Genomic DNA, 20,982 nt, shown 5'->3' with positions numbered 1-20,982 from the left:
TTTTAAAAATTAGCACTAATTCCAAACAAAATGGTCCTTGGTCTAGGATAGACATTATTGTCAATTCCATTTCCTAGCTCCGGGTCTAGTCCTTCGTAATTGGTTAACACAAATGGATTCTGTACAGTTGAGTAAATTCTGATATTTTGGCCAATAATCTTATCTAGATTGTAACCTGCGGTGATGTGATCCAGTCTGAAAAATGAAGCATCCACCACATAAGCATCGCTAAAAGTGACACTGGATTGTTTGACAATATTATTGTCAATAGCAGCCTGATGAATATTCCATATCACATTGTTCGAATTATATAGACGATCCAGCCATCCCTGATCCGTGGCAACATTGTTATAAACGTAGTTGCCTATATTAGCCCGGCCTGCAAATGACAGATCAAAATCACCAATAGTCAGATTACTGGTCAGTCCTATCGCATAATCCGGAGCAGCTTTCTCAAACCTGTACTTATCGTCATCATTGACCACTCCATCTTCATTTCGATCTGCAAACTGACCTTCTAAAATGTTCCCGTCTTCATCGTATAATTGCTCATAAACATAAAACGAACTAGGAGCAAAACCCACGCTGTGAATTTGAATATTACTTCCTACACCACCGGCAATTCCTCCTGTCAAAATCCCAACATAGGTCGGATCTTCAGTGGCCGTCAATTTCGTAATTTCGTTTCTATTGATCGCCAAATTAGCTGCAAAATCCCATACCACTTTATCTGTCAAAATGGGAGTGGTATTTAAGGCTATTTCTATTCCTCTGTTTTGCATATTTCCCACATTGGTGGTGATGAAGTTCGTGAGATTTGTGCCAGCAGGAACTGGAATCCGGTTCAAAAGATCTTTAGTATCTCTTTGATAGACGTCAATGGAACCTGTAAGTCGATCGCGAATCACAGAAAAATCAACTCCTATGTTATAAGTAGACGTTTCCTCCCATCGGATTCCGCCGTCATACCCATTTGGCCGTAAAGTGGTCACAAATTGATCCCCAAATTGATAGGCTGCATTGCTCAGACCTACCTGATATCTTGCTAGATAAGCATAGTAATCACCGATTTCCTGCTGACCTGTAACACCCCAACCTGCTCTGGCTTTTACCGTATTTAAATAAGTATTGTCATTCTCTATGACCTTCACTGCCAATGCTGCCGCAGGGAAGAGTCCCCATCGCTCCTCAGGAGAGAATCTGGAAGTCCCATCTCTTCTCAAAGTTCCGGTCACCAAAACCCTGTCATTGTAATTATAATTGATTCTACCATACAATGACACCAGGTAAAATTCACCAGGGTCGCTACCCGTCTGAGTCTCTGAAGGCGTCCCGGCCGCGTCTGAAGTTGTAAAGCTATTATTGACAAAAAAGTGCTGCCATGAGTATCCTCCCAGAACATCGAAAGTATGTCGATCAAGGCTCTTCTTATAATTCAAGTAAAATTCCAAGAGTTCATTCTCCTTGGTTTGCTCATAAATATTTTCCACACCCCCGCCAGTAATGGCATTGAAGGCGAAGGAAGCAAAGGTGGGCACGGAGACACTTCCGCTTCCCAGTGAATAATCATAAGCCAGGTTTAGATTCGCCCTGAGATCAGGCAAAAATGGAATTCTATAGTCTGCACTTACATTGGTCAGATATCGTCTTACGGTGGATTGGTCATCCCTTAATTCCAGTAGTGCCAAGGGGTTAGTAGGTGCAATTGCATTGGGTTCTCCATTGACATTGGTCCAGGTGGTAAAGCCGCCATATGGGCTGTCCGGATCCAATGGATCTCTTGTAGGATCAAAGCCCAATGCATTTCCTATCGCACCCCGGTCCGCAAATTGATTTTGGGTCAACATCCCCTTGAAATGTAATTTAAGTTGAAGGGCATTATTCAGCAAGCCTGGAGTTAAATTTACTCCGGCTGTATATCTGTTAAAATGATCTGTTTTAAGGAGACCCTGCATATCCGTATAACCAATGGAAACTCTGTAAGGCACCACTCCTATTCCACCTGAAACGTTGAGGTTGTGGTCTGTTCCAATGGCTTGTTGGTATACCTCATCTTGCCAATTGGTCGAAGCCTCTCCGGTTAAGCCCGTAGCTGGATGAGGCTCAGGGTATCTTTCTGAAAGTATGGCCCTGAATTCGTCTGCGGTCAACACATCCACCTGATTGACTGCGTTACCAAAAGAAACATTACCATTGTATCCTACTCGTACTTTCTTGCCCAACTCTCCTTGCTTTGTCGTGATAAGAATGACACCGCCTGCCGCTCTGTTACCATAAATGGCTGACGCAGAAGCATCTTTCAGAACAGTCATCGATTCGATATCGTTGGGATTGATGATATTAAGAGGGTTTCGATTTCCTGACACCCCGCCGTTGTCAAGTGGCACGCCATCTATAACAATCAGAGGGTCATTAGAGGCAGAAAGTGAAGATTCCCCTCTAATCCTTATTTTCGATCCACCTCCTGGTGAACCATCAGTAGTAATTGCAACACCTGCTACCTTACCTGACAACAATTGCTGAGGTCCAGTGATAGCTCCTTTGTTAAAGTCCTTTGAGCTTACGGACTGAATAGATCCTGTCGCATCCTCTCTTTTAACCGTACCATATCCCACCACGACTACCTCGTCCAGTAATTCACCAAATGCAAGAGTAATACTTCCAAGTTCATTTGAGGTCAATGCTACTTCCTTGTCCCTGTATCCGGTATAAGAAATAATTATGGCATCTTCTGCTTCATCCACCTGTAGTTGAAAACTGCCATCGATATCTGTGGTTGTCCCATTACCGATATCGTTTTTAGCAACGACGGTAGCACCGATTAAGGGATCTTGAGTTTCCTCATCAACGACAATTCCGGTAATCATTTTCTGGCTGTATGCGAAGAAAATGGAGCAGATGGCCAGGAGTATGGCGAGACTGCTTCTGAGCAAATATAATTTAGTCAACCTCATTGAAAATAATTTAATGTTTTTTGTGATGAAGTACCGCGAAAATATAAAACTTTTAGTACTTTGTGTCAAATTGACATTAAGAACTTTAAAATTTAAAATTTAAATTAAAGAATTATGAAATTACGATTACTGTATGCTTTTATTTTATGCATGATGGCATTAGGAGTGAGTGCACAGGATACCGTGGGTATTGTGGGAAGTGCGACTCCGAATGGCTGGGAGGGTCCGGACATTATAATGGAAGAAGTAGCCGATACGATGGGCTTATTTTACGTAAATACAGATCTAACAGATGGCCTTGTAAAGTTTAGATTGAATAATGATCCCGATTGGACAGTAAACTGGGGTTCTCCAGATTTCCCAACTGGGACAGGCACTCAGGGCGGGGCTGACATTCCCGTTTTTGCTGGAAACTACGATATTTATTTAGATACAGTCACTGGTAACTATTCTTTTGAGATACAATCTCGTGTTGGATTGATAGGAAATGCAGTCCCTGGTACAGGTTGGGCTGAGGATGTAAATATGTATGAAGATACTAATGGACTCTTTTTCTTAGACATTGAATTACTTGATTCTTTAGTGAAATTCAGACTTGATGATGACTGGGCAGTAAATTGGGGCGCGGATAGCTTTCCTAGTGGAATTGGATCACAAGGTGGAGCTGATATTCCTGTTTCTACTGCGGGAACATATCATGTAACTTTTGACACCACCACTGGTTTTTATAATTTCGAAGAATTAGTGTTGTTTGAGACCATAAGTTTGATAGGTGAAGCAACCCCAGGTGGATGGGATGAGGCTTCTGAAACTTTTTTAACAAGACAATCAGATGGAGTAACTTGGGTTGGTGAAATTGAAATGACAGATGGTGCTTTCTTATTCCGAGCGAATAGTGACTGGAACATGAAGTATGGTAGTGGTGAATTCCCTATGGACACTGCTGTTCTTGGTGGTGCTGATATGATAGCTACAGCTGGACTCTACTACGTTACCTTCAATACAGAAACCTTAATTTTTAATTTTAGAGCGTTTGAAAATCTTGAAACAGCTGGGATCATTGGAAATGCCACAGAAGGACTATTTGAAACAGTAACTCCACTTAATAGAAGTTCTAGTGATACCACTTTATGGACATTGAGAACAATACTAGATGATGGTGAACTATATTTTGTACATAATGGAGATATTGGAAGTCCCTACAGCGCAGGTGAATTTCCTTCTGGAACAGCTGAATTAGGTGGAGCACTAGTACCTATTACTGCTGGTGAATACTTCATTACCTATAACAATAAGACTGGTGAGTATAATTTTGAGGAATTGGTAATATTTGATAGAGTTGGTATCGTAGGAACAGCTACCGGTGTAGAAGATGGTTGGAATGTAGACATTTTCTTAACTAAGGATGAAACTGATGAGCAGTTGTGGACCATTTCTCCATTGACATTACAGGATGGTGAGGCTAAATTCCGCGCGGATAGTATGTGGACAGTGAATTGGGGTGCAGATTCTTGGCCAACTGGTATTGGTACGCAAGACGGACCTAACATCCCTGTTACAGCGGGAACGTACATGATTTCTATTAGAACGGACAATGGAGCTTATGGTTTCCAGCCTCCTTCTTCAGTATATAATGAGTCGATCTTGAATGAGATCAAGGTGTATCCGAATCCGACAGATGGCATCATCAATATTGAACTAGATTCAGAATTAATTACTGGAAGAGTAAATATTGAGGTCATTGATATAACTGGCAGAACTTTGATGACTAAAGTTCAGCAGGGAAACGGATTTGTGACGTTAGATGTATCTGGTTTGAATCAAGGCAATTACTTTGTAAAACTTTACAATAAGTCGTTTTTGGTTGCAAAGCCAATAGTGGTAAAATAATCGAGAAATTTGAAATAGAAAAAGCCGGTGAGTACTCTCATCGGCTTTTTTAATGTCTGATGCAAATCAACCATTGCTTGCAGGGTGCAATCTACCACAGGCCCGGCAATTCCATTGGCCCGGCATATTTATTCACCGATAATTTTTGCTAACCATTGGCCCGCAAATTCATTTGCCGTCTATCCTCTATTCATTAAATACTCACTCAACTATTTCCACAAAACTGATCACATTAGCACTTCCATTGGCCCGGCAAATTCATTTGCCGTCTCCTCTCAACAGTTTTATCACTTTATATCCAACTCCCCTATCCAGATCTAATTCTCTATAAAATTTCAAAAAGAACACAGTAAATGGTAACGCAAATCACTTGCGACACACTAATACATAAAACAAAGTGTATGCAAGAGCTTAAACAATACTACAAACAGCGTCTACCTCACATTCAACCTATCGGAGCGACTTTCTTCGTAACCTTTCGCCTACACGGAAGCATCCACAATTCAGTTATCAGGGAACTAAGTCGAAATTACCAACAAGCTATCAGCAAAGCCATGATCAAATATTCCAATCCTCGCGATACTAATAGCAGAAAGTATTATTTAAAAAGAAGACTTGTGGTAAGTTATGATCGCATATTGGACAATAGAGAAGCGGGGCCAAGATATTTACAAGAACACAAAATTGCCAAAATCTGCATGCGTGAAATCCTTAAACACAATGATCAGCTCTATCATCTGATCGCCTGCACGATTATGAGTAATCATATTCACCTGTTGATAGACACCAGTGTTCAAATACCGCCAGATGGTCAAATATCTGCAAATGCAGAAAACTTTACTACACTGGACCAAATAATGAAGAAAATCAAAGGTTCCTCAGCCTTTTATGCGAATAAACAGTTGAGCCGGTCTGGCAAATTTTGGGGTAAAGAAAGTTTTGATATATACATTCGCAATGAAAAAATGCTGAGCAATGTCATTCGCTATATCCTTCAAAATCCGGTCAAGGCAGGAATTGTAGAAAAAGCGAGTGATTTTGAACATAGCTATTTAAGTCCGGAGTATGGAGAGATGGAATCGTATTAGAGCTACGGATTGAAATCCGTGGTTCTGTTAGTCATAAAGGCAAGGATTAAAATCCGTGGTTCTGCTAGTCATAAAAGCACGGATTAAAATCCGTGGTCCTATATTCTCGGGTTGAAACCCGAGGTCCTGTGCAATCTACTCCACCACCAACCGACTCACTCCTACCCTTTCTCCATCTGAAATTCTAAGATAGTAGACACCACTCGGCATATCCGTAGGCACTCTAAATCCACTCACATGGTCACTGTACAACACATTCCGTCCCAACTGATCAACCATCCACAATTCTTGTACATCGATATCACCAGAAATGTACAATCGCTGACCAGCTCTAGCCGGATTAGGCCAAATCTCAATATTGGCCTCAGCCAAATCCTCAACTGAAGATGTAAAACCTCTCACAGGAGTTATCCTCTCAGAAGTATAAATCCGATATTCTCCAGATTGCAATGGTATTTTCTCCTGTGTATCTTCTACAACCAATGAATCTCCACTGAAATACTCATACCAAACTCCTTCATATTGAAATTTGGGATTCAGGTTTCCGGTCACATCTCGAAAGTTAGCCATGACCACAGCATCCATTTCCTCGTGATTAAAATGAATGGTCTTCAAGTACAGATTTCCATCATTGAACTCATAATCATCGCTCGAAAAAGTGGGATAGTTCTTTTTCAGATCAAGAATATTAGCTACAACATCACGTAATTCCAATCGCTCCTCATCTTCTAAATAATTCCAAACCACCGGCTTTGGATCTAATCGACAGTTGTTATTCACCGATCCATTGACACACCAATTGATGCTGTAGTCAAAACCTAATTCTCCAAACTGCCAAAACATCTTCGGTCCTGGTACCAGGTAAAGAATCGTGGACGCCGTTTCTACTTTCTCCAATGCCTCATCCAGCGAAAATCCAGTATTCTCAAGATCTACGACGATCCTCTCTTCATCATGACTTTCCATGTATCCTACCACATGCGGATGGTCCCATTCCCTTACTTTATAATCCAACCATTCAAGGTCAGAAGATTGCTCTTTGGTTGCTCTGAGAAATTGAAAATGCATATTGCCCCACAGCATCATGCCGTAATTGGCCAATTCTTTTTCCTCGTCATTATCTGCAAAGTGCTCCAGAATCACATACACATCAGGGTTTATGCTCCATATGTAATCCGCATAATCTTTCAAGATTGCAATCCTGCCGGCATCATACCTTGACATCAATCCAGCATCGTTGCCCGAATTAGTTTGAGTAAATCCCTTAGATAAATCAAAGCGGAAACCATCGATATGAAACTCTGTCATCCAATAACCCAGGGTTTGCTTGACCCAGGCTTTCGTAGCAGCACTCTCATGATTGACATCATAACCCACATTAAAAGGATGTCTGGCAGTGACATTCAAATAAGGACTATCTTCGGTTGGTCTGAAATTCGCACCATCCCAGTACATCTGAGCAAGAGGGCTCTGGCTGAATACATGATTATAAACGACATCCAGAATCACTGCAATCCCTCTGGAATGAGCTTCATTGACCACCATCTTGAGCTGGCGTCTGCTGCCATAATATTTATCTAAGGCCATGTGATAGGAGGGATTGTAACCCCAACTTTGATTTCCTTCAAACTCATTGACAGGCATCAGTTCAATAGCTGTAACGCCCAAATCTTCAAGATAATCCAGGGTATCCAGCAAGGAAGCGTAGTTTTTGTCATCCAAAAAATCTCTCATTAACAGCTCATATACCACAATGTTAGTCTGTTCGGGTATTTCATACATTGCAAAATCTGTCCAAGGAAAATCATCATTATCAAGGTCGAAAGCTGTCACAATTCCATTCGTCTTGCCTTCAGGGTAAGGTGGTAGCTCTCTTAACACTTCTTCGGGCACAAATGGGTCGTTTGCTGGATCAAGCACAACGGTCGAAAAAGGGTCAGCAATTTTAATTCTGCCATCAATCAGATACTGATAGGTATTTCTGCCTCCTGTAAATAAAGAGGTATCCAATTCAATCCAGAAAGTTGAGCGATCACTCGATCTGTTCATCTTGTATTCCAGATCTACATTATAGCTGTTCGAAGGTGTCAGTAAGAATACATGTTCCTTTTCAGGTGCGAAAAGTTGGAAGTAGTAAGTGCTGTCTGTAAAATAGCTCAGTCCCATTGGCATTTCAAGAGGAGGGTCGATGGCCTCCTCGTTTCTTTGCAAAACGAAATAGTTTCTAAATAGAGATAGACTATCTATTTCATTCGTCACGATAAATTCAAGTTGATGGGCGCCTGCCAATGGTTCCTTTATGAAAAAGCTGACACTTTCGGTGCTGTCACTATAGACCACTATGTCATTGTCCAGTACAGAAACCATCGCCTTAGTATTGAGCGCAAACTGAACAAAGAGACTATCATCTTCGTAGATGATGGCTCCCGCTTGTTCTGGTGAAAAAACAGTCAGTAGTAATCCTTCATCCGGCGGGTAGACTGGCGTAAAAATATCACCTCCTCCTTCAGCTCTACCTGTCACGCTGCCATCTACATTTCTAAACACAAAAGCCAGTTGTTCCACGGTTGTGCCATCTGAAATACCATAAAAATCCATAATGTTAAAAGAGATGGAATAAATATCATTTCCTTCCGCCGTCATCAGTGTTTTTGGAAACTCAATACCCCATTGACCCTGTACATTCTTCCAGTCGGTAGGGCTGTTGCTTTCGTTGGTGATCACACCGGTATGGGCGTAGACATCACCCGTGAAACCGGCTAGTCCTCCGTCCCCTTTGCTGGCATCAAAATATACGGTCACATCATCAAATTGTGAAGGGAAGGCAGGTTCCGTTCTGATCAATTGCGCTTCCGCTTTCCAAATAACGAAGGTTAATAACAGTATTAGTAGTTTATTCATATTTCAAATTTCAATCCATTCGATCGCTTCTTTTCAAAACTCTTATCGTCAAATTTGTAAAGCTTGGCAGGTCGATGATTCACTTCTCGCTGCTGTTCTTCCAGATCAATAAGAATATTTAATGAGCGCAGTTTTCGTCTAAAATTTCTTTTATCCAATTCAATGTCAAGTACTACTTCATATAGAGTCTGAAGTTGTTTAAGGCTGAATTTCTTGGGTAGTAAATTGAAGCCAATCGGCTTTTCTCTCAGGCTGTGTCGTAGCTGTTTGAGGCAAGTATCCAAAATTTCCTTATGGTCAAATGCCATACAAGTTATCTCATCCACCGAACGCCAGTTCAAATGTTTGCCAGCAGCATCCGTCAAAATGGTCTGGGGAATAGACACTAGTGAATAATAGGCAATGGTGATCACTCTGCCGAATGGATGTCGATCCGGTTTACTAAAACATTTTACTTCTTCGAGATAGATTTCATCATTGCCGGTGCAATACTTCAAAATCCTCTTAGCAGCAGAGTCAGCGTCCTCGTCTTGCGCGACAAAATCACCTAGAAGTGATGGCATGCCTCTGAAAGGCTCCATGTTACATTCTATGGTCAATACCTTTAGGTCTTCCTGGTCATAGCCAAAAATGACACAATCTACTGTACACCGAAGTTTTACTTCCTCATCTAATGGCCCTAACGCCTGAACTATTCTACTTGTGCTTTCCATCTTTCAACAAAAATTGGGATAGGGAACAAGATAGTGTTAATTTAACACTTTCTATAAAATTACCTGATCATATTAAATTTCTCCTGCATACAAACTGTCCCTAAAATGCAGATTTTACCCTATCTTTCGACCTGATAATGAAGAATTGACCAACCATTTAAAGTTAGTGAGCGTAAAAAATAAAAATGAAGTTTGAGTTTTGGGTAATCGGTAAAACAAAGGAAAAATACTTTAATGCTGCAGAGCAAGAGTACCTCAAGCGATTAAAGCGGTATACAAAGCTCAAATACCAGATTATACCTGAAATTAAAAAGTTCGGCGGAGATCCTGAGGTTTTGAAACTGCTGGAGGCTGATTTAATTTTAGGCCAATGTGAACCTACTGATTATATGATTCTTCTCGATGAAAAGGGAACGCAATACACATCTGTACAATTTTCTGAAAAGATGAATAAACTACAAATTTCAACCTATAAAAGAGTGCTTTTTATCATCGGTGGTGCGTTCGGATTTCACGAAACTGTATACGAGCGAGCTCAGGAGAAAGTCTCACTTTCAGAAATGACCTTTTCTCATCAAATGATCAGGACTTTTTTCCTGGAACAAATGTACCGGGCATTTACCATCTTGAGGGGAGAAAACTATCACAATGAAAAGAAATAATATATTTATTTAAACTGACGTATCTTTACACCATGAATGATATTCAAATCAATCTAACACTCGGCATCATCGTTTTAACCGCATTGATATCTTACAAAGGATTTTCAGATAGAGGTTTTTTCGAAAAATTTAAGCACTACCCATACGCAGAATATAAAAACAAGGAGTATTACAGAATGCTCAGTTCAGGCTTCCTACACGGAGGTTGGGCACACCTGATTTTCAATGTCTATGTTTTGCTGATGTTTGGAAATATTGTAGAAGAATACTTTGTGTTCCAATTTGGAATATTGCCTGGCAGATTGCTATATCTGGCCATGTACCTGACATGCATTATCGCGGCTAATTTGCCTTCCTTTTTTAAACACCGTGACAACCCGGGATACGGCGCCATAGGAGCATCCGGTGCAGTGTCAGGAGTCATTTTTATCAGTATTTTGTTTAGGCCAATGTCGGGTATTGGGATCATATTTATTCCGGTATATATTCCGGCTTTCATATTCGGAATTTTGTATTTGGCTTATTCCTCCTGGGCAGCAAGGAAACAGGACACCAGGATTGGGCATGATGCTCACTTCTACGGTGCACTTTATGGCATGCTGTTTATTATCTTATTTAATCCAGGGATTGTACCCGAATTTATCAGTAAAATAGCTTCTGCTTTCTGATCATTTAAAATCATATATTTTACTGGATTTGCCTGCGAAAACACCCAACCCACTATTGATGTTCGTATAAACTGACACCGGTTCGCCGAAAATATTGAAATCACTGGCCGAGTCGTAAGCGTTGACTGAGGTGACATATAAGAAGGAATCCTCAGAATGTGTGGTGAACCTGAAATTTAATGACTTTTTAATCAATTCCTCAAAATTGTCAGAACTGGTCCAGTAATTCAAAACAAATCGGAGTTTTATTTCTTTCTTTTGGCCATCAAATGTGTCATCACTGATGATGAATGCATTAGAGAAGCCTGATGTACTCACACTAGGGTCCAACTGTGTTGGAGCCGGATAGACGCCAAAAAACCTTTCTTCTATGATGGTATCTATACCGTTAAAAAAAGTATCCTGGCCCAAAAAAATATCATTGACCTCTACGGTGTAATAGTCTTTGCCTTCAGGATCATCAATGGTAAAACTTATCTCACTGATCGGACTCATATCTAAGGGATCGGTCCCAGCCTGAAACTTAAACTTGAGATTACTAATGACAACGTCTTCAGGTACTATGGTCATAGCACTTGCATCTTCAAATGGCGTATCTGACACCCTGATTTCGTATGCACCTCTATCCGTAATGGGTTGGCCTAAAAAAACATAATATCTGCCGTCGGCCTCCTGCGATAATTTGGCAAATTCTTGCCCATCATGAAAAATACGTACATCTGCATTCTCTAAATATTTTATATCGTCTATTGGTGTTAGTATGGATTCGTTCTCTGAGATCAAAGCTACTATAGAGTCCGTATTGGCTTCGATAAAAGATTGCACAACCAATTGCTTTTCGAAACCGGTATCTTCTACTTCAAGATCCTTAATGATAAGGCTTTCGCATGAGTATAGAAATAAAATTGCCAGTAGTAATATAATGGTGTTTTTCATCTTAAAAATCTAGTTTTAAACTTAACGATGGGATGATGGGGAACAAACTATATTGCCTTAAAACCTCTTCTGTTTCAAAACTTCCATCGGGGTTATCGATAAACTTGGTTTCTCTATTGATAAAGAAAGGATTTCTTCTACTATAGGCATTGTACGCCCCTACGGACCAGGTTCTGGTATATCTTTTCCGCTCTCTTGTAAAATCAAATCCGATATCCAACCGATGGTAATCACCCATTCGAAAATTATTTCTCTCTTTAAAGTATTCGATGAATCTGGTAGAATTGCCACCAAACCTCGACATATTGAAAGAAGGCACCAGTGACTCGGCAAAAGTTATGGCATTTCCTGTTCCATAAACCCAGGTGGCAGCAAAGCTTATCCTTTTTGTAATCTCATATATTCCTACGATGGAAATATCGTGTCTTCTATCAAACTTGAAAGGATACCATTTGCCAAAATTCTTATCATCAAATTGCCTGTTGGACCATGAAAGTGTATATCCCAGCCATCCGGTCAGTCGTCCTTTTTTCTTTTGAACAAATACTTCAGCACCATAGGAATTTCCCTGACCTTGGGTGACCTGATCCTGCCAATCTCCAAGATTAAAAAGGGACGCACCTTCTTTATATCCAATCAGGTTCTTCATTTCTTTATAATACCCTTCGACGCTAAATTCATATTGAGCGCCAAAGGTCTTGGCGATCCCAAGGGCCACCTGCCATGAATCCTGAGGCTTGATTCTGTCGGTTGTCGGCAACCACTGGTCCGATGGCAACCCCAGATTTTCATTGGTCAAATACTGCACATATTGTCGCATGGTAGCAAAGGACGCTTTTAAAGCATAGGAATCGGGTAATCTGAAATTAAGGGAAATTCTGGGTTGCAAAGAGGTATAATGTGTGTTGGCCAATGAAAATCCACTAAAATGCAAACCACCATTGACCTTCATAAAATCATTGACCTTGTAATCATCCTCTACAAATAGATTATATTCCGTAGACCTTACAATTTCTTGACCGAATGCTGTATCTATGGCAATACCCTGTGTGCCTTCTGAGACAAAAGATGCATCTATATCAAAGATTCCCGGATTGAATTGATGCCAAATCCCTTGAGCTCCAAACTTGACAAAGTGATTCGGAAGAGGTATAAAGTCAAAATCGTACCTCAACGATATGTCGTCAATACCTGAATCGTAACCTGCACTTAAGCTTTCTCCATTCCACACGTCACCCTCGCTATTAATATCTTCAGACCTATTGCCAATCAAGGTGTTGAAATTGTACCTGGTATAAGTTGCTGTTAGGTTGCTAAATAACTTATTGGTCCACCTGTGGTTCCACCTGGCTGCAGTCGTGATATTCCCCCATCCCAGATTGAATCTGGTCTCTTGTTCACTGGAAAAATCTTGCCCTAATTCAAAATCTTCCAAAGTCGAAACATAAAAACGATCATCGCCTGTATATGCGCTTAGAAAAACACGATCGCGATCTGATATCCTATAATTTAATTTTGCATTTAAGTCATAAAAGTAGTATCCGAATTTTCCTTTTACTCCTTCCTGGCTGAGGGCATATGTTATTAAAGGTCTTGCTAAAATATCGATATAAGTCCTTCTGCCTGAAATGATAAATGAAGCCTTATTTTTGACAATGGGTCCTTCGAATGTGAATTTAGACGAAATGATACCAGCTGTAACAGAACCATGATATTCTTTGTCATTACCTTCTTTCATATTGATTTCAAGTACTGACGACAATCTGCCACCGTACCTTGCCGGAAATCCACCTTTGGTCAGTTTGACATCCTTAATGGCATCTGCGTTGAAAACCGAAAAGAAGCCAAAAAGGTGATTGGCATTGTAGACCGGTACTCCATCCAGTAAGATCAAATTCTGATCCGGGCTGCCACCTCTGACATATAATCCGGACTGCCCTTCCCCACCCGACTGAACACCAGGCAACAATTGAAGGGTTTTCAGCACATCAACTTCACCCAATAAAGCAGGAATTTTTTTGATTTGAGCTATGGGTACATCTATGACACTCATCTCCGTCTTATCTTCAATTTTCTGCGCATTCTCAGCTACAATTTCCACGGTTTCAAGTGCTATGGACTCACCTAATTCGATATTCAGGTCAATGTCCTGATTCAGATACACTCCAATGGTTTGAGGTTGATAACCTATATAGGAGAAAGTTAGGTAGACCGAATCTTCAGGCAGTGTAATACTATAGAATCCGTAAAGATTTGAAACCGTTCCTACTTGATTGCCGGACTCATATAGGTTTGCTGAAATCAGTTCTTCACCGGTGGAGGCATCTCTTATGTATCCTGAAATGGTGTGTTTTTCCTGAGCGTCAAGACCAAAGGAAATGGTAATGCTCAGAAATAAAAGTAGTTTTTTAAGCATTCGGAAAGATTTTCTGAACGTTAGAACGAATATTATTGTGAGATGTTACCTGGTTTAAGCATTTCTTAACCTAATTTTATCAGTACTGGGAACGAACTGGTCCGCTGAATAACTTTTAAGCTATCTTTTAATGTAAAGCAATGTGGAATCCAAACATTAATTATCTAGAATCTGTTATAAGGTCAAATAATTTAAAGATGAAAATTTATAGAATACTTCTTCCATTCATTCTTACGATGGGTTTATTGAGTTGCAATACACAAACGGCGGTAAAATCAGCTAAGCAGGAGAAATCTTCCATAGAAAAACCGGAAGATTTGGAAACAGCATACTTTGCGAGCGGTTGTTTCTGGTGTGTGGAGGCCATATTTGAATCTGTGAAAGGTGTAGGAGAGGTGGTTTCAGGATACTCTGGAGGTGAAGCAAGCAATGCTACTTATCCGGAAGTAAGTGCCGGTAGAACAGATCATGCTGAAGCAGTGGAGGTTTTTTACGATCCGGAAGTGGTCAGCTATGAAACCTTACTAAAAGTGTTTTTTGGTTCTCATGACCCTACTACACTTAATCAACAAGGTCCTGACAAAGGTAGACAGTATCGATCAGCTATTTTCTACCAAAATGAAGAAGAAAAAGCAGCCATCGATCAATATATTGCCATGTTAAAAGAGAAAAATGTCTTTGATGGGCCAATCACAACTGAAGTGGTACCATTTGAAGCATTCTATGATGCCGAAGAGTATCATCAGGATTTTGAACGCAAGAATCCCAATCAGTCTTATATCAGGGCTGTCAGCATACCACGATTGAAACGCTTTCAAAGTAAGTATCCAGAATTGCTAAAAGAAAACCATCAATAATTTTCCAGGCTCGATGAATTTCGGGCCTTTTTTTAATAACTTTTATTATGTCGGATTTTGAGACCATAACCCGGATTATACAAGAGAGAAGATCAGTATTTCCTCCAATGTACGAGGACAAAGAAATTGAAGACGAAGTGATTCGTGATATTCTAAATAATGCCAATTGGGCACCCACACATAGAAAAACAGAACCTTGGAGATTTAAAATACTGAAAGGACAGAAGAAGTCAGAACTTGCAGAGTTTTTAGTCGATCACTATAAAAGCCATACACCTTCCGAGGACTTTTCATCCATGAAGCTGAAGAAAACAAAAAAGAAAGTTCTAAAATCCGCTGCTGTGATTGCGATTTGCATGAAAAGAGATCCTAATGAATCGGTACCGGAATGGGAAGAAATCGCCGCAGTGGCTTGCGCCGTACAAAATATGTGGCTGACTTGCACAACTCTTGGAATTGGATCTTATTGGTCAACACCAAAATCTATTGAGGACCTGGGTGGTTTTTTAAATTTAAAAGAAGGAGAAAAATGTCTGGGTTTATTTTATATGGGTTTCATGAAGGATGCGGTTTATACCTCTGAAAGAACATCAATTGAAAATAAGGTGGAGTGGCTGTAGAGAGAAAAAGATGCGGTTGGGTATCGGAGGATCCATTATACATCGAGTATCACGATAAGGAATGGGGCGTTCCTGTCCACGATGATCGGCTTCTATTCGAAATGCTTAATCTGGAAGGAGCACAAGCAGGATTAAGTTGGATTACCGTCTTGAAAAAAAGGAAACGGTATCAAGAAGTTTTTGACCATTTTGATGCTGAAAAAATCATCACTTATGACGATGAAAAAATTGGCCAACTTCTAAATGATCCCGGAATCATAAGAAACAAGCTCAAAGTCAACGCTGTGATCAGCAATGCACTTGCTTTTCTTGATGTTCAAAAAGAGTTTGGAAGTTTTGATGCTTACATTTGGCAGTTTGTAGATCATAAACCTATTCTTAATCAGTGGATTTGCCTTTCACAAGTTCCTGCAAAAACTGAAATAAGCGATCAAATGTCTAAAGATTTGAAAAAAAGAGGATTCAAATTTGTAGGTAGCACCATCTGTTATGCATACATGCAGGCTTGTGGCATGGTAAACGATCACACCACCAACTGCTTTCGCCATTAAATTTTGATAAACTTAATGGTTTGCCTAAAGTCACCGTCCGCAATATTCAGAAAGTATGTTCCACTTCTTAGATCACTAACGTTCACATGTTTGTAGCTGTCAGTTCTCAAAACTACCCTTCCACTTAAATCTATTATGCTGACCATTGGTTGCAGAAGCTTCTGCTGGACCTCCAAATTTAAAACAGTTGAAACAGGATTGGGAAAAATGGATACTTTCTTCACTGTATAAACATCACTGACATTTGAGGTTACATCGCCAATCTCAAGGTCGTCAATCGCCCATCCCCATCCGGTTAAAAACTGATCTGCATGCAAACGAAAACGCACTAGAATGGTATCGCCAATCTCATAAGTGTTTTCTAATCTAATGTTCCGAATTCTGTAAAGATCATCTGTGATCGCTTCTTCATTATTAAATGCTGATAACCAGGCCTCATCGGCTCTGGAATCATATCCGCGTGAAAGCGCAGTCCACTGTTGACCGTCCTGGCTGCCTTCTACAACCACGTAATCCCAAAAATCAGTATCCCCGAAAACTGAACCTTCTTCACCGGGTTCAATAATGGCAACCTCTCTGAATTGTAATTCATTGTTGGTTTCAGAAGATAGCAGGAAAGGGATGGTTAATGTATGAATATAATCTGTGGCATTCACATAGGGATGGTCAGAATGTAGTGCTGGTTCAGCAAAACCGTCAATAAGGGCAAACCTAAAATTACCTCCAACAAATTCATCAGCTCTATTCAGATTAGAAAAATCATTTTCATATTGTTTTGTCACTTCGCCGGGGATGAAAACTTGAATGATATATGGCATTGAGCTTCTTACCTCGTCACCTATAAATGACTCGATTTCAATAACGACTTCGCCTTCTAATCCACTAATAAGTACTCTTTCTTCAAAGCCCCCTTTCTCATTAGGCCCGACCGTTTTCACCAAACTTTCATTGACTATAATTCTTGACGAATCATATTCAGTAGGTAAATAGTAATCTATGGTCAGCCCTTCTGTCAGGTCCTGTGTAGCTCTGGTCACGGAAGGATCTAAGATATAATTTTGTTCAATTCCATCTATTTCCACTGTCCAGATGCCTCTTCCATAAGTAGCCATCACTATCTGGTCATCCTGTATTTTAAACTCGTGGACATATACAGGAGGCATATTGCTTTGTAGTAGATTCCAACTCAGGCCATCATCCAATGATTCAATGATTCCGATCTCTGAACCCACCCAAATGCGGTTTGTATCATTAGGGAAGACCAGCAAAGATTGAATTGCCACATCCGGAAAGCCTCTGCTTGAGACACCGTCATTCTCTGCAAAACCTGAAATATCGGTCCATGTCTCACCAAAGTCGGAAGTCTTTAAAACTTTGGGTCTACCTGAAAATGAAAAAAGCAAATAGGCTATAGAGGGATCGCTTGCGTGTGTCCCTATTCCTGAGACCGAACCCAATGTAACCCCATCATAGTTACTGACCGGGTTAAAACTCAGGCCATTATCGCGGGATACAAAAACCCTGCGTTCCTCACCTAAGAAACCTCCGGCCCATATGACACTCGAATCCGCATGAGAAACTTCAACATCCGCAGAATTACTAAAACTCCATCCCTCCGGTATTTCTGTCAATTGCCACTCTCCTCCAAAGTTTTCACTTCTCCACACACCAGATGGTCCTACTGTAAACAGTCGATTAGGATATCTCTTTGAGTTTGCAAGTCTGGAAATGAAAGGTCCACCCTCAGTTAAACTGTCCAGTGCTCTGATCCAAGTTTTACCGTTATCCAATGATCGTTGAAAACTATTGAATTGTGCCCCACCTATAATCAGATTTGGATTGGCATTATTCCATATCGATTCAAATCCATCACCACCAAAAGCCAATAGATATTTACTTGTGGTATTAGCTTCCACACCCTGAGGTGTGAACCATGTGGAATTGTCCTGCATACCTCCGATGTAACGATTTTCTCCCGGAGCTTTATCTGCCCCGTAAAACTGGGAAGTAATGTATCCGAAACTTCCATAAATAAAGTCACCCTCATTGGATCCCGGATCTTCACTCACTTTTGTTATGTATACACCACCATCGTTCGCGGATAACAATCTAAAGGTTTGCTCTTCCTCACTTTCAATTATGATTAAGAGGTTATGGTGATCTGGATGTAAACCCTCATGATTGATAAAATTTTCTGCTGAAAAATTATTGATGCCATTAAAGCTCCCATAAGCGTCGGCCAGCACGGTTGTTGCTGATTCAAAAGCAGTAGCTTCGAAAACTGTAATTTTAAGTTCGGATTCAGGGTAATTGTTTTGTTCAATGTCAGCATCATCTTGCAACGCAGGCCAAATAAAGTACATCAAACGAAACTCCGTTCCTCCAACCTGTGCTATTTCTGGAATGGGGTCCTCCGTATATGGAGCATCGTGGATAAAAATATAATCTCTTGAATCATCAGAGGGATCATCAGAAGTGTTGGATGGAAGCAAGTTCCATTCACCATCGTCTTGTTGGTCCCTGAAAGAAACGGCAAGTTGCTCTCCACTCTCCGTATCAAAAACCGTAAATGGTACGTCAACATAATCTTCATAAACATAATTACCGAATGGAACTCCAGCACCTTGACCACCAACGGTAAATCGATAAGCTTTTTGGCTACCCTGTCCAAATCTGACCTCGACTGATTTCCATTCTTCTTCCGGAATGCGAGCTTCTGATTGAAAATTGGTCCCAGTAATAAAGGTCAAAAAAGACCTGGTTCCATCTTGTTCTACCCTCAAGTCCGTATAGACATCACCTGTACCAGTCACCGAGACTTTGAATAAATTGACACCACCTACATAAGCTTCTTCCTTTTTAAAAGGATGCGCTGTAATGATATTATCATACCAACCCTGACCTCCCAGGTAATTAATTTCTTCATTTTCAGCGTTTAACGGTGAATACGTCTGACCACCATCGATACTCAGAAAGACGGTTGAACCAGCAGCTGAGGGTCCACCTTCCGCTGAAGCCCAAACTCTTGAGGTATCCACATGAGAAACATCTATTTCTACTCGTCCAACTCCAGGTAATGGTGGACCAGGCTCAAACCATGTCTCACCACCATTCAAACTCTTAATAACCCCATAACCTCGTAGAGCGGCATAGATGGTATTAAAATTTTCCGGATTAGCATTAAGATCATCCACCCGGCCTAGCTCAGAAGTGTATTTTCGGGTAAAACTTTCACCACCATCTACGCTTTTCCAAATGGCATAATCATTGGTTTCCACCCACCAGCTATTGGAAGTAGCCACGAGGACGACATCATCATCAGAAGGATCGATCACGATTCGGGCAACATTCTTAAATCCATCATACTGTTCTGGCGAGGCAATTTGGCGCCAACTTTGACCACCATCTTCTGACTTCCAAAGGCCGTTTCCATCTGTATCATCAACGAAATGTTCTCCGGTACCTGCATAAATAATATCCGGGTTATTCTGAGACATTGCTAAAGTATTTGTAGATAAGGATGTAAAATCCGAACTGATATTGCTCCAACTTTTGCCGGCATCTTTCGTTTTCCAGGCACCTCCACTTGCAGATCCGGCAATCCATGTATTTTTGGTCTCATCTCTAGGGTCAACCAATATGGCGCGTGTTCTACCACCTATATTAGCGGGTCCTCTAGAAATAAAATTGAGTTCGTTTCTTAAATATTTCTTAGAAGCATTTTTCTTCGCTTTTCTGTATTCTTTGGCTAAGTAATTTTCAGGATACTCCGGCACAACAACGTCAAGTGGTGTTCTCAGTTGTCGATCAATAATACCATACATTTCAGGTGCATCAGCTTTCGGTTGATGGAAATTTTCACCCTTTTTGCCCCTGTTTTTTTTCTCCGTTTCTGTGAGCTCTTGAGTCTCCAATGCTTCAGCATAATGAAAGTCTATGATTTGGTATCCTATCCACAAATTGACGGCTAAAAAGATGATATGAGTCCAATTCTTCATCGTGATGACTGCTTTATGATGTTCAATGTTATTATTATTTACGTCCATATCTTTCCTTTGGTTTTGATCAGGTTAAATTCTGCAAACATTTCTTCCTTGTACCAGCCTTTCTCACGTGTTTCCCTGATCATATTGATGTGGGAGTCATTTTGATAGGCATAAGCATGCATAGATGCCTTGTTTTTCCAAACGGAAATCGTAGCCTGATGGAGCAACGGAACTTCACCCACTCCCTTGGAAAAAACATGTCCTGCAGTATCACGAACATCAGCACTGGCCTTCGGTACTTTCGACCAAAAATAGGGTATGTAATGCTTCTTGATCGTGGCTCGTGTAAGTACTACTAATTCTCCCTTAAGATCCTCCGACATCTCAAAAGGTTGTTTCGCGTCCCAGGTTCCCATTACTTTGACGGCTTTCAAATACAAAGTAAAATTTTGATCACTGCGATTTCGATAGGCCCGCCAATTTTCACTTTTGTCAAAAAACCGGTCACACTCCTGCTCAGAATTCCATTTCATAAGCAAGCAGTATGTGCTTAAATCAGGGATAATGCTGAAACCATTTCCACCTCCGCTGCCCATCAACTTATAAAAGTCACAACCCGTTACCTCACTTAACCACCTATGAGCCCTACCCATTTGAGTCATCGCGAACCACTTATTCCTTCCGGAAAACTTTAAAAAACTGACGGTAACCATGTGATCATTTAAACATTGAGTTGTCCG

At 40.6% G+C, this 20,982-nt stretch carries 14 protein-coding genes; 7 read left to right on the top strand and 7 right to left on the bottom strand.

Features of this window, described 5'->3' with window-relative positions; all coding sequences use genetic code 11:
* Positions 1-2 precede the first annotated feature (2 nt).
* A complete protein-coding gene (locus tag L2567_RS13525; RefSeq protein WP_235298324.1) occupies positions 3-2,954 on the bottom strand; it encodes a SusC/RagA family TonB-linked outer membrane protein in 2,952 nt (983 codons plus the stop codon).
* Between the two features lie 114 nt (positions 2,955-3,068).
* On the opposite strand from L2567_RS13525, the gene L2567_RS13520 reads away from it, so the two are divergent.
* Positions 3,069-4,844, top strand: coding sequence for a SusF/SusE family outer membrane protein (locus tag L2567_RS13520; RefSeq protein ID WP_235298323.1), 1,776 nt, complete (start codon positions 3,069-3,071; stop codon positions 4,842-4,844).
* A 401-nt stretch (positions 4,845-5,245) separates the two neighbouring features.
* Positions 5,246-5,932, top strand: a complete 687-nt coding sequence (locus L2567_RS13515; protein WP_235298322.1) for a transposase — start codon at positions 5,246-5,248, stop codon at positions 5,930-5,932.
* A gap of 135 nt (positions 5,933-6,067) precedes the next feature.
* Here L2567_RS13515 and L2567_RS13510 read toward each other — a convergent pair whose 3' ends face one another.
* Together L2567_RS13510 and L2567_RS13505 are read right to left on the bottom strand one after the other, a co-directional pair.
* On the bottom strand, positions 6,068-8,833 hold the full coding sequence (locus L2567_RS13510) for an alpha-amylase family glycosyl hydrolase (RefSeq protein WP_235298321.1): 2,766 nt from the start codon (positions 8,831-8,833) through the stop codon (positions 6,068-6,070).
* On the bottom strand, positions 8,830-9,546 hold the full coding sequence (locus L2567_RS13505) for an NUDIX hydrolase (RefSeq protein WP_235298320.1): 717 nt from the start codon (positions 9,544-9,546) through the stop codon (positions 8,830-8,832). Before L2567_RS13505 ends, L2567_RS13510 begins: the two co-directional genes overlap by 4 nt.
* Before the next feature lie 185 nt (positions 9,547-9,731).
* Between L2567_RS13505 and L2567_RS13500 the strand changes: the two genes are divergently transcribed.
* Positions 9,732-10,208: a 23S rRNA (pseudouridine(1915)-N(3))-methyltransferase RlmH gene (locus L2567_RS13500; RefSeq protein ID WP_235298319.1), complete on the top strand. Its 477-nt coding sequence runs from the start codon at positions 9,732-9,734 to the stop codon at positions 10,206-10,208.
* A 32-nt stretch (positions 10,209-10,240) separates the two neighbouring features.
* Positions 10,241-10,876: a rhomboid family intramembrane serine protease gene (locus tag L2567_RS13495; RefSeq protein WP_235298318.1), complete on the top strand. Its 636-nt coding sequence runs from the start codon at positions 10,241-10,243 to the stop codon at positions 10,874-10,876.
* Here the strand turns inward: L2567_RS13495 and L2567_RS13490 are convergent, their stop codons facing one another.
* Entirely contained in the window at positions 10,877-11,812 is a 936-nt protein-coding gene (locus L2567_RS13490) for a DUF4249 domain-containing protein (RefSeq protein WP_235298317.1), read from the bottom strand. It abuts the gene before it with no gap.
* A 1-nt stretch (position 11,813) separates the two neighbouring features.
* Positions 11,814-14,228 carry a TonB-dependent receptor gene (locus tag L2567_RS13485; RefSeq protein WP_235298316.1) on the bottom strand — a complete coding sequence of 805 codons (2,415 nt, stop codon included), beginning with the start codon at positions 14,226-14,228 and terminating at the stop codon, positions 11,814-11,816.
* 197 nt (positions 14,229-14,425) lie between these two features.
* Here L2567_RS13485 and msrA point away from each other — a divergent pair, with 197 nt between their 5' ends.
* From msrA to L2567_RS13470, 3 genes are read left to right on the top strand one after another with little or no spacing between them, the layout of a single operon-like run.
* Positions 14,426-15,085 (top strand): peptide-methionine (S)-S-oxide reductase MsrA, encoded by a 660-nt coding sequence (gene msrA, locus L2567_RS13480; protein WP_235298315.1) that lies wholly within the window; start codon positions 14,426-14,428, stop codon positions 15,083-15,085.
* Positions 15,086-15,132: 47 nt separating this feature from the next.
* Entirely contained in the window at positions 15,133-15,705 is a 573-nt protein-coding gene (locus L2567_RS13475; RefSeq protein ID WP_235298314.1) for a nitroreductase family protein, read from the top strand.
* Entirely contained in the window at positions 15,696-16,256 is a 561-nt protein-coding gene (locus L2567_RS13470; protein WP_235298313.1) for a DNA-3-methyladenine glycosylase I, read from the top strand. The genes L2567_RS13475 and L2567_RS13470 overlap by 10 nt, the downstream gene beginning before the upstream one ends.
* Here the strand turns inward: L2567_RS13470 and L2567_RS13465 are convergent.
* Together L2567_RS13465 and L2567_RS13460 are read right to left on the bottom strand one after the other, a co-directional pair.
* Positions 16,253-20,302, bottom strand: a complete 4,050-nt coding sequence (locus L2567_RS13465; RefSeq protein WP_235298312.1) for a T9SS type A sorting domain-containing protein — start codon at positions 20,300-20,302, stop codon at positions 16,253-16,255. The genes L2567_RS13470 and L2567_RS13465 overlap by 4 nt on opposite strands.
* Complete coding sequence (locus L2567_RS13460) at positions 20,293-20,955, bottom strand: hypothetical protein (protein WP_235298311.1); 663 nt, start codon at positions 20,953-20,955, stop codon at positions 20,293-20,295. The genes L2567_RS13465 and L2567_RS13460 overlap by 10 nt, the downstream gene beginning before the upstream one ends.
* Positions 20,956-20,982: the final 27 nt, after the last annotated feature.

The organism is Portibacter marinus (assembly GCF_021533195.1).
GTDB lineage: Bacteria > Bacteroidota > Bacteroidia > Chitinophagales > Saprospiraceae > Portibacter > Portibacter marinus.
This window is presented reverse-complemented; position numbering and strand designations above follow the sequence as displayed.